Raw genomic sequence first — 15,055 nt, forward strand, 5'->3', positions numbered from 1 at the left:
TCTCGTGTAGGGGTAATGCATGCAATGGTAACGTTAACAAAAAACATAAATCATGCCGTTTTACTGAGATACATGATGTTAATCACAAAAGTTAACGTTAACATAACGAAGGTGCGATCGCGATCAAATAATCCGGCCCACGGAGAGAACACGGCATACGATAGAATATCGTATGATCCTTTTACATCAGCAACTTAGTTGTATAGCCTGTTGCATGCGGCAACGGTGGAGTGTGAAATATGGCATCCTTGAAAGATGTGGCAAAACTGGCAAACGTATCTCTGATGACGGTTTCACGGGCGCTGAACAACCCGGAACGTCTGAAACCCGAGACGTTGGCTCGCGTTCAGGCGGCTATCGAACAGACCAACTATGTCCCCGACCTGTCAGCCAAGAAAATCCGCGGCGCGCGCGCCACGCCGAATACCATTGGCGTACTGGCACTGGATACCGTCACCACGCCGTTTTCGGTTGAGATCACGTTATCTATCGAAGAGACCGCCCGCGCGCATGGCTGGAACAGCTTCGTGGTGAATATGTTTTCCGATGATAGTCCGGAAACCATCGTCGATCTGCTGCTCTCCCACCGTCCTGACGGTATCATCTACACCACCATGGGGCTGCGCCAGGTCCCCGTTCCGGCCAAGCTGCTGACGCTCCCCTGCGTCCTCGCCAACTGCGAAAGTCTTAACGACCCGGTCGCCAGCTATATTCCTGATGATGAGCAGGGTCAGTACGCTGCGGTAAAAGCGCTGCTCGCCGCAGGCTACCGTAACCCGCTCTGTTTACATCTCCCGGCCAACCATCTTGCCACCGTGCGCCGCCGCCACGGGCTGGAGCGCGCCTGCCGCGAAGCCGGTATCGATCCGGATACGTTGGTGCACAGCTATATGACCTGGGGCGATCAGCACTATCAAGATATTCCCGCCGTGGTGCAGGCCCATCTGCGTCGGGGGAAACCGTCGTTCGATTCGATTATCTGCGGCAACGATCGTATCGCTTTTATGGTCTATCAGACGCTGCTGGCGCAAGGATTGCGGATTCCGCAGGACGTTGCGGTGCTGGGCTACGATAATATGGTCGGCATTGGCGATCTATTTTTACCGCCGCTATCGACGGTGCAGCTGCCGCACTATGACATCGGGCGCCTGAGCGCCCTGCATATTATTCACGGTGATAACCATCGGGAAACGGTACGCGTAGCCAGTCCGTGGCTGCCCAGAGCATCCTTGTGATTAATTACCGATATTGCGCAGCTTTTCGCCGGACATCAGTCGGCGCTCAATATGTTCGAGCGTGACGTTTTTGGTTTCCGGAATCAGCCAGAACGTCACGCCGATAAACGCCACGTTCAGCGCGGTGTAGAGCCAGAAGGTCCCCGCTGCGCCAATCGTATCCAGCAGCGTCAGGAAGGTGGCGCCGATAATCATGTTCGACACCCAGTTGGTGGTGGTCGAACAGGTGATGCCAAAGTCGCGGCATTTCAGCGGCTGAATTTCCGAACACAGGATCCACACCACCGGCGCGGCGCTCATCGCATAGCCTGCAATGCACATCATGGTCATGCCGACGGAAAGCCAGGACAGCCCGCTGGAGGCGGTACCGTTATCAAACTGCATCAGGCAGTAGCCCAGCACCAGCGTTCCGATAGCCATCACGCTAAAGCCGATTTTCAGCGCCGGTTTACGCCCCGCTTTATCGACGGTAAAGACCGCGATAAAGGTCGCAAACATAAAGGTCAGGCCCACTACCAGCGTGGCAACCATCTGCTGCTCGGTGGTGGTGAAGCCGGCCATTTTAAAAATACGCGGCGCGTAGTACATGATGATATTCATGCCGGTAAATTGCTGCATCGCCTGTAACAGCATGCCAAGGAAGACCGCGCGGCGGACGTTGCGATTGATCTTAAACAGCGCCCAGCCGCCTTGCTTAAGCTTCAGGCTTTCGCGGATTTCATTGAGCTCATCACGGGCTTTTTCCGAAGTATCGCGCAGCATACGCAGCACCTCTTCCGCTTCGACGTGGCGCCCCTTTTCAGCCAGCCAGCGCGGGCTGTTCGGCAGGAAAATCACCAGAACCATCAGCAGGAGCGCCGGCAGCGCCAGAACGCCCAGCATCGCCCGCCAGTTACCGCTGTAGCTGAATGCGGTGTCGGACAGGAAGGCCATGACGATCCCCAGCGTCACCATCAGCTGATACATACTGATCATCTTGCCGCGCACATTTTCACTCGCCATTTCAGAAAGATACAGCGGCGCGGTATACGAGGCGATCCCCACGGCGATACCGAGAATGATCCTTGCCGCCAGCAGCATTTCGACACTCGCGGCAAACGCCGATCCGACCGACCCGGCCACAAACAGTACCGCCCCCGCCATCAGACTGTATTTACGTCCCAGTCGGAAGGAGAGCCAGCCGTTGAACAGCGCGCCAACCGCCGCCCCAAGCATCATGCTGCTGACCACCCACTCCTGCAGCCGGCTGGATAAGACAAAATGGTCGGTAATAAAGGGCAGCGCCCCGGCAATCACCCCTATATCGAGGCCAAATAGCAATCCAGCCACCGCAGCGGCAATAGAGACAAACTGGTTCATGCGTCGGGTATCACGCTGGCTACGCGCCAGGACCGTCGTGCCGTCACTGATTGAGGTCATTTTTTTCCTGCCTGAGCAAAGTAAAACGTTCAGTGAAAGTACGCGATCGACGCGACAAAGTGTCAGGGAGGAGACGTCAAAGATATGGATTAAATAGCTGGAAGGAGTTGTTTTGTGATGGACATTAAACTTTCTATTATTGCCGTTTCATCAATCACTGTTTATTAACTCCCTTTATTTATTGGTATATAGCTGAAAGCATGACGAAATGATATGGACGATCTTCAAATTAAGAGCCATCTAAATATGGATAATTAATGTTCATTTTTTATCGCTGTTGCGCCGGTTGCCGCATGGTGAAGTGACCTGGCCCACCGCCGCCAGGCATAAAAAAACCCTGCCGTCACAGCAGGGTTTATCGCCTGTCGCCGCGCGAGCTTAGCGCGCCAGCCAGCCGCCATCGACCGCCACGGTGTAGCCGTTAATGTAATCCGATGCGCTGGAGGAGAGAAAGACCACCGGCCCTTTCAGATCGTCCGGTAAGCCCCAGCGCCCTGCCGGAATGCGGTCAAGAATTTCCGCGCTACGCTGTTCATCGGAGCGCAGCTGCTGGGTGTTGTTGGTCGCCATATAGCCCGGCGCAATCGCATTGACGTTGATGTTGTACTTCGCCCACTCGTTCGCCAGCAGACGGGTCACCCCCATCACGCCGCTTTTTGATGCGGTGTAGGACGGTACGCGAATACCGCCCTGGAAAGAGAGCATCGACGCGATATTAATGATCTTGCCGCCGTTACCCTGGGCAATAAAGTGCTTCGCCGCCGCCTGAGACATAAAGAACACGGTCTTGATGTTCAGATCCATCACGTCATCCCAGTCTTTCTCACTGAATTCAAGGGCATCCTGACGGCGAATCAGACCGGCGTTGTTGACCAGAATATCGATATGACCGAATTCGGCAACCGCGCGCTCAAGCAGTTGAGGAATACCGTCAATCTGGCGCAAATCGGCGGTCAGGCTCAGGAAACGACGTCCCAGCGCGGTAACACGCTCAATCGTTTCCACCGGCTCAACAATATTAATGCCGACAATATCGCAGCCCGCTTCGGCCAGACCGAGCGCCATACCCTGACCCAGACCGGTATCGCAGCCGGTGACAACAGCCACTTTACCCTGTAGAGAGAATGCATCAAGTATCATACTTTGTTCCTTAATCTTTCAGAGCCCGTACAACACAGGCAAGGTTCTATTTGTCCGATCCGCATCCCTCACGGTTGCTTACGCCAGGGAAAACGCTCTGGGTATTACCCACCTTAAAAATAAAACACAGTTTCGTTTTACTGGTGTCGACATCTTACCCCCGAGGAAAGGTGTTTTCAATTTTTATTAAAACAATGTTTCATATTTTCACCATCTATTTATCAAAAATGCAAAACCGATCACGGAGCGATGCGCAAGAAAAGATATAAAAATAATAAAATACAATGAGTTAATTTAACTTTGAAAAAGGACGGCAAAACGCAAAAAGTGGGCATGAAAACAAAGATCGCCTCGAGATGCCAGGTGACAGAGCGGTAAAACCGCGATCCAGAGCAACATTTTATGGCGAATTGCGCTCGTCATCACAAATAATGAAACGATGTTTTGATAAATTAACACTCATCTTTTAAATCAACCTCACCTGGCTACACGTCCCCTGCAGACAGGCGACATCGCGGGAAGGAAAAGGAGTACATCATGGCTAAAGGCATGCGGGTAAAATTGAATTATGCAGTCAGTCGCGATCCGGATACCGGCGCGGAGATCACCCGCTTAACCCCTCCGGAAGTAACCTGTCATCGTAACTATTTCTATCAGAAGTGTTTTTTTAATGATGGCAGCCACCTGCTGTTCGCCGGCGAGTTTGATGGCCACTGGAACTACTATCTGTTAAATATCGCGACAGCCGAGGCCGTTCAGCTCACCGAAGGCGCCGGCGATAATACCTTCGGCGGCTTTCTCTCACCGGATGACTCCGCGCTCTATTACGTTAAAAACGACCGTACGCTGCTGGAAGTCAACCTTTCAACCCTCCAGGAACGTCAGGTCTACCGCGTCCCGGATGAGTGGGTCGGATACGGTACCTGGGTCGCCAACAGCGACTGCAGCAAACTGGTCGGTATTGAGATTGCGAAAAGCGACTGGACGCCGCTCAACGACTGGCAGATTTTCCACGACTTCTTCCATAAAGGTCCGCACTGCCGTCTGCTGCGCGTCGACCTGCAAAGCGGCGAGAGCCGCGTTATTCATGAAGAGAAAAAATGGCTGGGCCATCCTATCTACCGTCCGTTCGACGACAACACCGTCGCCTTCTGCCATGAAGGGCCGCACGATCTGGTCGACGCCCGGATGTGGATGGTCAACGAAGATGGCAGCCACGTACGGAAAGTCAAAGAGCATGCCGAGGGTGAAAGCTGTACCCACGAATTCTGGGTCCCGAACGGTTCTGCGCTGATTTATGTCTCTTATCTGAAAGGTCAACAGGGACGGACGATTTATCGCTTCGATCCGGATACCGGCATCAATACCGCGCTGATGCCGATGCCCGCCTGCTCGCATCTGATGAGCAATTTCGACGGCACGCTGTTAGTCGGGGATGGCTCTGGTACGCCGGTGGATGTGAAAGATACCAGCGGTTACACCATTGATAATGACCCTTATCTCTATGTCTTTGATGTCGCGAAACAGGCTTACTTCCGCGTTGCCCGGCATGATACCTCCTGGGCGACGGTCGCCAATAGCCGTCAGGTCACCCATCCGCATCCTTCGTTTACGCCGGACGATGGCGCAATCTTGTTCAGCTCGGACAAAGACGGAAAACCGGCTATCTACATCGCGAAACTGCCAGTGCATCCGGAGATGCTGCAGGCGTAATATCCGTATCGTTTTTGAGTGTGTTTCTGTAACTGGCCTTGCCCTCCTTCGCGGAGGGCTTTTTTGTTTCATTACCGCCCGGCGGGGTATCTGAGGCAGGCAAAAGCCGTTTCTGCTCACCTTCTGTTGCACCCGTGCCGGTGAAATTTTCCGCGGCTCCTCTCAACAGCGCGGGCGGCAAACCTGCTTTCGCCAGAATCAGTGCTAAAGGACGCGCTGCCGGACGACAGCAACAGAAAACCCCGGCTAACGGCTCCGGGGTCATGACGGAAGAGGGTTTTATCAGAAGCTGTAAGCCACCCCGACGCGGAAACGGGTCTGGCGATCGCTGCGGTCATTCACCCCAACGTTGCCCACTTCACCATACGGCGCCCAGTTTTTGTCCAGCTTATAGGCCAGCTTCACGTTGTACTCCTGGGAGTAAGGCTTGTTGTCGTTGCGGTTCACCCCCTCGGAGCTGCGGGCATAAACATAGTTCAGCTCGGTACGCCAGTTGCCCATCACAAAACCGGCCCACGCATCGCCACGGTTCACTTTATCGTCTTCTTTGCCGGCGCTCGCCGGGTAGCGGGTATAGTCGTAGCGATAACGGGCCGCCACGTAGAAACCATTATCGAAGCTGTATTGCACCCGCAGATTGGGTTTGTAGATTGAGCGGCTATCGTTACTCTCAATATTAAACCCCGGCGTCACGGAGAAGTTCTGATTCGCCTTCCACTGCCAGCTAATGGTCTCTTCGTGGCCGTTGCCGACAAAATCTGAATACGGTTGCGAGGTATTATCGCCGCCTGACTTCCACTTTGCCTCAACGGAGAAGCCGAATCCGTTGGCAAAGCGATGGGAGACCGAGACGCGGTCGGCGTTGGTTTTATCTGTTTTACCTCCATCAATGAATTCATGACGCAAATCAACGGTGACAGCGGAAGCGGAAAACGCTGCGGCACAGAGAGAAGCAAGGGCCAGAGATCTTGCAAACATAGGGTACCCCTCAAAATTAAAATTATGTTTCTATTTTATGAAACTGCATTTTATTTTTTAAGGACGTATGTTTTAGTGATCGAGATCGTAATTATTTGTTTCAAAAAACATGGCACAGCAGGACGTGACAAAGCTCAACAAAAAAGGCCTTTATCACCCCTGTTTCGCTGAATTTTGCCGGGATCTGCGGGGAGAAAAGCCAATAAAAAAGCCTCCGCAAGGAGGCTTGAGAAGCAGGTAAAGCAAAGCGGGACTATGCGCGTTCTACCGCCAGCGCAACGCCCTGACCACCGCCGATACAGAGCGTAGCCAACCCTTTGCGGGCATCGCGTTTAATCATCTCGTGCACCAGAGAAACCAGAATACGACAGCCGGATGCCCCAATAGGATGGCCCAGCGCAATCGCCCCGCCGTTGACATTGACCCGCCGCTCATCCCATTCCAGCACTCGTCCCACAGAAATCGCCTGGGCGGCAAATGCCTCATTGGCCTCGATAAGATCGACCTCATCCAGCCGCCAGCCCGCTCTCTCCAGACAGCGGCGCGTCGCGTGTACCGGCGCGATCCCCATCAGGGCCGGATCGACGCCGACGCTGGCAAAAGCGCGGATCCGCGCAAGGATCGGCAGACCGAGCTCCTGCGCTTTCGATTCGCTCATCATCATTACCGCCGCCGCGCCGTCATTGATGCTGGAAGCGTTGCCTGCGGTCACTGAACCCAGCCGATCGAAGGTGGGTAGCAGACTGGCCAGCCCTTCGGCGCTGGCATCGACCCGCGGCTGCTCATCGGTATCAACGGAGCGCGGCGCCCCGTTCAGCTCGGTGGTCACCGGCACAATCTCATCACGAAAGCGCCCTGAATCAATCGCCCGCCGGGCCTTTTGCTGCGAACTCAGCGCCCAGGCATCCTGCAGCTCGCGGCTGATACCATATTCACGCGCCAGATTTTCCGCCGTGACTCCCATGTGATAATCGTTGAAAGCATCCCACAAACCATCGTGAACCAGGCTGTCAATCAGCTGGCTGTTACCCAGCTGAGCGCCGGTGCGGCTATCGGTGAGAACGTGCGGCGCCCGGCTCATATTTTCCTGACCGCCGGCAATCACCACGTCGGCTTCACCGCACTGGATTGCCTGCGTCGCCAGATGCAGCGCCTTCAGTCCGGAACCACACACGTCGTTAATCGTAATGGCAGAAACGGTATTCGGCAGACCGCCGCGGATCGCCGATTGACGGGCCGGGTTTTGCCCGGTCCCCGCAGTCAGCACCTGCCCGAGGATCACTTCATCAACACTTTGCGGGTCGATACCGGTACGTTCCACCAGAGCCTTGACCACGAGACTCCCCAACTCTACCGCGGAGTGGCGCGACAACGTTCCCTGAAAACACCCTATCGGGGTGCGCAACGCACCAACGATCACGACATCTTTCATCCTCTACCTCTGCCCTGCCTGTGCGCAAAGAAACAGCAACATAGTAGAGAATTGTTATCAAAAAATTTCGCAATTGTTTAAAAAAAGTGAGGCAAATCACAAAGATTAGCCCCGCGTTGCGGGTTCCTGGCGCTGTAAATGCTGACGCAGCCAGCTCCCGGCTTTCCCCGGTGGCGCCTTCTTATTCCACAGTAAATCAACGGAAATCGCCCGCGGCCAGCCGGGAATGTTCAGCGCCACCAGCGTGCCTGACCCGGCAAACTCTTCAACCAGCGCACAGGGTAAAATGCACCATCCCAGCCCCTGTACCGTCATGCTGAGCAGCAGTAAATAGTTCGGCGCCGACCAGACCTGGCCTTTCGCAGGCTCCAGCGAGCTGGCCAGAAAAGTGCTCAGGCGCAGTTCTCGCCAGCTATGCAGCTCATCCCAGGTGACCCGCCCCTGTGCCGCCAGCGGATGCGCGGGGGCCACGTAGATAGCCATCGCCGTTTGTAACGGCAGCCGGGTGCTGCCAATCTCCGTCGGATAGCTATCCCGGGCCTCAATCAGCCCCACCTGCGCGCGCTCCTTCTGCAACAGGTCAATGACATCCTCATCTTCCCCTATGAGGCATTCAAACTCGGTGTGGGGAAAACGACGATCGAACTGCTGCAGCAGATCCTCCAGCACATCCGGGTGCAACGTGTCGGAGAGAACAAACGTCAGGCGCGCTTCCGTTTCATCAGACAGTGAAATAGCCAGCTCATCCAGCCGATCGCTGGCCGCCAGAATCGCTTTGACGTAACTCAGCACCTGTTCACCCTGCGGCGTCAGCGTGGGATGGCGGGTCGCGCGGTCAAACAGCGCGACGCCCAGATCGGCTTCAAGGTTTGAAATGGCGGTGCTGATGGTGGACTGGCTTTTGCGCAGCCGGCGGGCGGCGGCAGAAAAAGACCCGCAGGCCACGGCTTCAACAAATGCGGTGAGAGCTTCGGGAGAATAGCGCATGAACTATCTACTTTATCGATGGAATCTATCTTTTGTTTATCATATTTATCCATAAAATGCGGAGTAATTTCTCAGAATCTGTTCCCTCCCTGTCGCAGAGGAACCGGTCAGAGCAACGGCTTTTTCGGAGGTAGCAAGCCATGCAACAGAACCAATTTCAGCGTAAGACGCTGACAGAGCGCGTTATCCATGCAGTCAGTTTTGAAGGACTCGCCACATTAATTCTTGCCCCGACCGCCGCCTGGCTGATGCAGCGTTCGGTTCTTGAAATGGGTGGGCTGAGCGTGCTGCTCGCGACGCTGGCCATGGTGTGGAACCTGATTTATAACGCCGCTTTTGACCGCCTGTGGCCGGTATCTCGCGTGGTGCGAACCCTGAAAGTCCGCGCGCTGCACGCCATCGGCTTTGAGTCCGGGTTTATTCTTATCGGGGTCACCGCCGTGGCACTGATTCTCGGGATCCCGGTGATCCAGGCGTTTATGCTGGAAATCGGCTTTATGCTGTTCTTCCTGCCCTACACCATGCTGTTTAACTGGGGATGGGATACCCTGCGCGAACGGGTACTGAAATATCGCCAGCAGCGGATCCTGGCACGCAGCTAACTACACTTCATCGCCGGGGAGGATGCCCGGCGATCCCCTGCCTTATTTGTCATCCGAAAGTATCGCAACGGCGCATTCATTGTTGTGGTAAATTACACTCCTTTTTTTTGGTCTTACGGTTGATAAATTCACACAATGTCTAAAATTTGGTCTAAAGAAGAAACTCTTTGGAGTTTTGCCTTATATGGCACTGCCGTAGGCGCTGGCACTCTGTTTTTGCCGATCCAGCTGGGGTCTGCTGGCGCCATTGTTCTGTTCATCACCGCGCTGGTCGCCTGGCCGTTAACCTACTGGCCGCATAAAGCACTGAGTCAGTTCATTCTCTCCGCGAAAGTTGCGCCCGGCGTCGGGATCACCGGGGCGGTTAACCATTACTACGGCAAGAAAGTGGGTAATCTGATCACCGCGCTCTATTTCCTCGCCTTCTTCGTGGTGGTTCTGATTTACGCCGTGGCAATCACCAACTCGCTCGCCGAGCAGCTGGCAAGGCACATGCCGATTACGCCCGCCGTTCGCGCCATGCTAAGTCTGGCCGTGGTCATGGTGTTAAACCTGATCTTTTTGATGGGCCGCCATATCACAATTAAGGTGATGGGTTTTTTGGTGTTCCCGCTGATTGCCTGCTTCCTGTTCTTGTCGATCTATTTAATCGGCGACTGGCAACCTGAGCACCTCACCAGTCAGTTGCAGCTGACCTCACATACGTTCCACCAGGTCTGGATCTCGATCCCTGTGATGGTTTTCGCTTTTAGCCATACGCCAATCATTTCAACTTTTGCTATCGATCAGCAGGAGAAATATGGTGATCTGGCTATGGGTAAATGCAAAAAAATCATGAAGGTGGCCTATACCATCATCTGCGCCAGCGTGCTGTTTTTTGTCTTCAGCTGCCTGCTGGCGATACCGGTCTCCTATATTGAAAGCGCACGCAACGAAGGGGTGACCATTCTCTCCGCGCTGTCGATGATGCCAGGCTCCCCGGCGTGGCTGGCGATAACAGGCATCGTGGTCGCCGTCGTGGCCATGTCGAAGTCATTTCTCGGCACCTATTTTGGCGTGATTGAAGGCGCCAGCGAAATCGTGAAAACGTCGCTGAATCAGGTCGGCATTCGTAAAAGCCGCGCCTTTAACCGCGCGATGTCGATTCTGCTGGTCTCAACGCTGACGTTCATAGTTTGCTTCATCAATCCAAACGCCATTTCCATGATCTATGCCATCAGCGGTCCGCTGATCGCCATGATCCTGTTCATCATGCCGACGCTGTCGACCTACATTATTCCCGCACTCAAACCCTACCGTTCAGTGGGTAATTTCATCACCCTGGTAGTCGGCCTGCTGTGCGTTTCGGTCATGTTCTTTAGCTAATTTTCCCCTCTGCGGCAGCGGTTATCACCGCCGCCGCACGTTCTGCCAATATTCCTGCCATCCGGACTTCCTCGCCAGGTTTACACTTAGGGTTTGCACACCAGTGGGGAGTCGCCATGTCCAGCGTAAAACTATCCGGAAACGGAACATTAGGTCATCGCCAGGTCTATCGCCTGGGTTACGGGGCCATGCAGTTAGCCGGCCCCGACGTATTTGGTCCGCCTGCCGATCCGGACGCCGCTATCCGTGTCCTGCGCGCAGCGGTAGAGGCGGGGGTCAATCATATTGATACCTCCGATTTTTACGGTCCGCATATTACTAACCAGCTGATTCGCAAAGCGCTCTACCCTTATGCAGACGATCTCTGCATCGTGACGAAAGTCAGCGCTCGTCGTGATGAAAAGGGCAACTGGCTGCCGGCGATGTCGCCGGAAGAGCTCACCCAGGCGGTGGAAGACAACCTGCGTAATCTGGGGCTCGATGTTCTGGAGATCGTCAATCTGCGCAGCATGCTCGGCACCCACGGTCCGGTAGAAGGCTCACTGGAAGCGCCGCTGACCACGCTGCTTGAACTTAAAGAACGTGGGCTTATTCGCCACATCGGCCTCAGTAACGTCACGGCGAAGCAGGTGGCCGATGCGCAAAAATTGACGCCGGTTGTTTGCGTGCAAAACCAATATAACGTCGCCAATCGCGGAGACGATGCGCTGATTGATGAGCTTGCCGCACAAAATATTGCCTACGTCCCTTTCTTCCCGCTTGGGGGATTTACCCCGCTACAGGCACAGGAACTGAATGATGTTGCCGCCGCGCTGGAGGCGACACCGATGCAGGTTGCGCTCGCCTGGCTGCTGCAACGTTCGCCTAATATTCTGCTGATCCCGGGCACCTCTTCGCTCCAGCATCTGCAGGAAAACCTGGCCGCTGGCGCATTAACCCTGCCTCCTGAAGCCATCGCTACATTAGCGAAATTGCAGAGCTGACGGTCTTCGGTACACCTGTGCGTTTCCTTCCGCACAGGTCCTTGCCGGACGCCCTTTTCCCCTCCTATTATTTGGCTGGAATTAGCCCAACGCTGCTGGCACTATATATCCTACAAATGGGTATATGCTTGCACTAATCTGCACGAAACAACCCTATATACAGCATTGATTTATACTAATTTGACAAGTCCCCTTATTGGGGACTTCTGTCGTTTTTGCCTTCCCCAAAATTCTTTACAACTCTTGATTACAGGAAAAACAACATCTGATTCGACGTTTATACAAATCAATTTAGCGACAAAGATAGCTAATAACATCAAATGCTCATAAAAACATCTGGTTAATGCAATCAGAATGTTGGCATTGCCATAAGAAAAATTAACTACACACAATAAATAATCAACAAGGATTTTACATGACAGAGGGAACAATAAAGACCAGCAGGTATGAAATCATTGCTATTTTCAGGGAGGAACTTCGAAAGCAATCCGAGATAGAAATTTTCTTTAATAACAAAAACATCATGACCCGACTTACCCGGGTCGATTTTGCTGAGTTCCATATCGTCACCCATAGCAAAATCCCCCCCGGGCATAAATATAAATTCATCCTGCATAGTGATTCAGGAAAGATTGAGTTCTGTTCATCGTTAAAGAAAAGTTATAACTCCGACGCGGAACACGGCAATAAAGTCTCTTTTGCCTTACCCGAATGCATTCATGTGGTGCAACGACGTCGCGACCCTCGCTTTCGTTTGCATCACCGTTATGACTTTTTTTGTCGTGGTCGACATAGAAATGGCGAAAACTATCTTTTCGATATTAAAGACATTTCAGATGGCGGCTGTGCGCTGATCGCGAAAAGCCCGAATCTGAAGTTTCTCACGCATAATTCAATCCTCAAAAATTCAGTTCTGTCTCTGGCTGAGCATGGTGAAATCACTATTGATTTAGCAATAAAAAATGTTGTTGAAGTGACATTTGATGAAGACAGTGAAAGCTATCACCAGGTTTCCTGTCAGTTTAAATTCCGCAACCGCGAAGATAAGACCAGAATAGAGAAAATGCTGCTCGATTTGATTCTGGAAGCTAAGCGAAAAAAGAGAGTCTGACCCCTTGGACAGGATATTTCTGTATACCGATGATAATTTAATCGGTCAATCAATTCATCGGTATCTGGTTGATAACAATAAAAATATCACCATCTTCCGTTATCAGGATATCACTCGGGGGGCAATCGCCCCCCTGTCTGGGATCGTTATTTTCAACGCCATTCATAAGGACTTTTCTGCTGCCGACACGATGTTATTGCTCAACGATATGCGCTGGCGTCTTCTGCACTGCGCCCGGCTAATTCTGGTGGTCAGGAGCGATATTGCCAGCCTGTTCAGAGAACTAATAAACATAGATAACACAATGATTCTTACAGAAAAAACACCACTACACGATTTTTATCGCGCCGTCAGCGCGCCGGCAGACGACGGCGATTTTTCAGTACCGAAGAAGCTCTCCGCCAGAGAGCGCCAGGTGCTGGAGCTGACCCTGACCTGTCACAACAACAAAAAAATTGCCACCCTGCTGAATATTGACCATAAAACCGTACACAGCCACCGGATTCATATCATGCAAAAACTTGGCATGCATAATTCGCGAGCAATGCACAATAAAATAGTCGATATGTATCAATGCTAGAAAAAAAACCGCCCCCAATCGAAACCGGATAATTAATTGAAAAGTTACTTTTAATAAACATTCCAAACTGCAGAAAGGTCACTTATAATAATTTCACCCTGCAGCGATGTTCTGTAAAGTGCCTGACACGAGAAAATGAACGCTAACCTATTTTCTGACTATAACTTATCCCGTGGCGATATCTCTGTTCGTTATGTTTTTCAAAAAATGTTCTCACCGCGGGACACTCTCGTGGCAGTGGAGTGTTTAAGCCGCTTCGATTCTATTCCTGTGGCGCCGGAATTTTTCTTTCGCCATGCCAATGCGGCACTTCGTGAAAGTATTTTCATGGAACAACTGGCATTGATTGAAAAACATCAGGCATGGTTTATTGATAATGGTATTTCCGCGACAATCAATGTTGACGATCATATTCTCGGGATGTTGCGCCAGCCGCAACTCGAAACCTACATTAACCATCTGAAGTGTGTACATTTTGAGGTTACGGAAAATGCCAACAGCCTGCTTAATAACGCCTTAGCCAGCTGGAAAACTCCCCAGACGTCGACACTGTGGCTCGATGACTTTGGTTCTGGTTATGCCGGTATTAATGCTATTCGTGGATACCATTTTGATTATGTCAAAATTGACAAAGATTTTTTCTGGCATCTCATGCAGAAAGAATCCGGGCGGCCGCTGATGGATGCCCTGGTGACATTCCTGTCACGTAATAACCACAATGTCATTATTGAAGGTGTCGAGAGCGAAGCGCATAAAAACTGGCTTAAGGGAATGGAGTGGTTTGCTATTCAGGGTCATTACTGGAAAGAAGTCAGCATTGAACAACTGGTGCAGGAAAGGGTTAGCGCATAAAAATATCGCAATCATGCGGTATTTTATACGCTAAATAACACGCGCTTAATTATACACGAGTTCCCAGGTTGCCCAGCTGGTCAGCGGGCCGGTTGTCGCTTTTTCCGGGGACGGCGTGACATAGCCGATATAATAAGTAAATACACCGCCATTAACCGATTTTTCAACAAGCGGTACCCGATTTTGTTGCGGATCGGCGGGGACAATTTTATTACTCTTATCCAGCGTATTATTATCATTGGTTGACAGCGCCAGATAGATATTACGCGCCCCATCCGGTAGCGTATTCGCCAGATAGCCCGCATTTTCGTTCGCGACAGCATCGATCATAAATCCATCAATCCAGCGCACATTCACCGCGCGAATCTCATTTTTATCCGCCGCGCCGCCATCATGGCGGAGCTGACAATTCGACAACTCAAGAGTGAAGGACTGCGGCTTCATAAATGCGCCGGCCCCGCGGCCGTGGACTTCCGCCAGACTCACCGGCGCCAGCCAGACATTGCCGCTCCCGGCATTATTCGCGCCGTTAAGCGCAACGCTGCAGGAGATATCCGTCACCCGGCCGACAAAATCAACGCGTCCGTTATCATAATTGGTCATAAAACCGTAGGCCGACGAGGCGGCCAGCATCGCGCCAGCAACGGCCAGTCTGATG

14 protein-coding genes are annotated in these 15,055 nt (G+C 52.6%); 8 read left to right on the forward strand and 6 right to left on the reverse strand.

Features of this window, described 5'->3' with window-relative positions; translation table 11 throughout:
* Positions 1 to 239 precede the first annotated feature (239 nt).
* Complete coding sequence (locus tag MC50_RS03495; protein ID WP_032696717.1) at positions 240 to 1,235, forward strand: LacI family DNA-binding transcriptional regulator; 996 nt, start codon at positions 240 to 242, stop codon at positions 1,233 to 1,235.
* Here MC50_RS03495 and araE read toward each other — a convergent pair whose 3' ends face one another.
* Positions 1,236 to 2,654 (reverse strand): arabinose-proton symporter AraE, encoded by a 1,419-nt coding sequence (gene araE / locus MC50_RS03500; protein ID WP_032696716.1) that lies wholly within the window; start codon positions 2,652 to 2,654, stop codon positions 1,236 to 1,238.
* A 378-nt stretch (positions 2,655 to 3,032) separates the two neighbouring features.
* Complete coding sequence (kduD, locus tag MC50_RS03505; protein ID WP_004867185.1) at positions 3,033 to 3,794, reverse strand: 2-dehydro-3-deoxy-D-gluconate 5-dehydrogenase KduD; 762 nt, start codon at positions 3,792 to 3,794, stop codon at positions 3,033 to 3,035.
* Positions 3,795 to 4,331: 537 nt separating this feature from the next.
* Here kduD and MC50_RS03510 point away from each other — a divergent pair.
* Positions 4,332 to 5,507 (forward strand): oligogalacturonate lyase family protein, encoded by a 1,176-nt coding sequence (locus MC50_RS03510; protein WP_047663443.1) that lies wholly within the window; start codon positions 4,332 to 4,334, stop codon positions 5,505 to 5,507.
* Positions 5,508 to 5,789: 282 nt separating this feature from the next.
* Here MC50_RS03510 and MC50_RS03515 read toward each other — a convergent pair whose 3' ends face one another.
* The 3 genes from MC50_RS03515 to MC50_RS03525 all read right to left on the reverse strand — a co-directional run bounded on the left by MC50_RS03515 (position 5,790) and on the right by MC50_RS03525 (position 8,904).
* Positions 5,790 to 6,485 (reverse strand): oligogalacturonate-specific porin KdgM family protein, encoded by a 696-nt coding sequence (locus MC50_RS03515; RefSeq protein ID WP_032690868.1) that lies wholly within the window; start codon positions 6,483 to 6,485, stop codon positions 5,790 to 5,792.
* 253 nt (positions 6,486 to 6,738) lie between these two features.
* Positions 6,739 to 7,917: an acetyl-CoA C-acetyltransferase gene (locus MC50_RS03520; RefSeq protein WP_047663444.1), complete on the reverse strand. Its 1,179-nt coding sequence runs from the start codon at positions 7,915 to 7,917 to the stop codon at positions 6,739 to 6,741.
* A gap of 105 nt (positions 7,918 to 8,022) precedes the next feature.
* Positions 8,023 to 8,904, reverse strand: a complete 882-nt coding sequence (locus MC50_RS03525; RefSeq protein WP_032690867.1) for a LysR family transcriptional regulator — start codon at positions 8,902 to 8,904, stop codon at positions 8,023 to 8,025.
* Between the two features lie 140 nt (positions 8,905 to 9,044).
* On the opposite strand from MC50_RS03525, the gene MC50_RS03530 reads away from it, so the two are divergent.
* The 6 genes from MC50_RS03530 (at position 9,045) to mrkJ (ending at position 14,397) form a co-directional block, all read left to right on the forward strand.
* Entirely contained in the window at positions 9,045 to 9,506 is a 462-nt protein-coding gene (locus MC50_RS03530; RefSeq protein WP_032690866.1) for a multidrug/biocide efflux PACE transporter, read from the forward strand.
* A 135-nt stretch (positions 9,507 to 9,641) separates the two neighbouring features.
* Complete coding sequence (locus MC50_RS03535; protein ID WP_032690865.1) at positions 9,642 to 10,871, forward strand: amino acid permease; 1,230 nt, start codon at positions 9,642 to 9,644, stop codon at positions 10,869 to 10,871.
* A gap of 116 nt (positions 10,872 to 10,987) precedes the next feature.
* Complete coding sequence (locus tag MC50_RS03540) at positions 10,988 to 11,854, forward strand: aldo/keto reductase family oxidoreductase (RefSeq protein WP_047663445.1); 867 nt, start codon at positions 10,988 to 10,990, stop codon at positions 11,852 to 11,854.
* Positions 11,855 to 12,269: 415 nt separating this feature from the next.
* Positions 12,270 to 12,965 carry a flagellar brake protein gene (locus tag MC50_RS03545; RefSeq protein WP_032696715.1) on the forward strand — a complete coding sequence of 232 codons (696 nt, stop codon included), beginning with the start codon at positions 12,270 to 12,272 and terminating at the stop codon, positions 12,963 to 12,965.
* Positions 12,966 to 12,969: 4 nt separating this feature from the next.
* The gene (locus MC50_RS03550) at positions 12,970 to 13,545 is read left to right on the forward strand and encodes a helix-turn-helix transcriptional regulator (RefSeq protein ID WP_047663446.1); all 576 of its coding nucleotides are present in this window, start codon (positions 12,970 to 12,972) and stop codon (positions 13,543 to 13,545) included.
* Positions 13,546 to 13,680: 135 nt separating this feature from the next.
* Complete coding sequence (gene mrkJ, locus MC50_RS03555; protein ID WP_032696714.1) at positions 13,681 to 14,397, forward strand: cyclic-di-GMP phosphodiesterase MrkJ; 717 nt, start codon at positions 13,681 to 13,683, stop codon at positions 14,395 to 14,397.
* Positions 14,398 to 14,442: 45 nt separating this feature from the next.
* Here the strand turns inward: mrkJ and MC50_RS03560 are convergent, their stop codons facing one another.
* The gene (locus MC50_RS03560; protein ID WP_077267060.1) at positions 14,443 to 15,030 is read right to left on the reverse strand and encodes a fimbrial protein; all 588 of its coding nucleotides are present in this window, start codon (positions 15,028 to 15,030) and stop codon (positions 14,443 to 14,445) included.
* Between the last annotated feature and the right edge of the window lie 25 nt (positions 15,031 to 15,055).

The organism is Klebsiella planticola, assembly GCF_000783935.2.
GTDB classification, from domain to species: domain Bacteria; phylum Pseudomonadota; class Gammaproteobacteria; order Enterobacterales; family Enterobacteriaceae; genus Klebsiella; species Klebsiella planticola.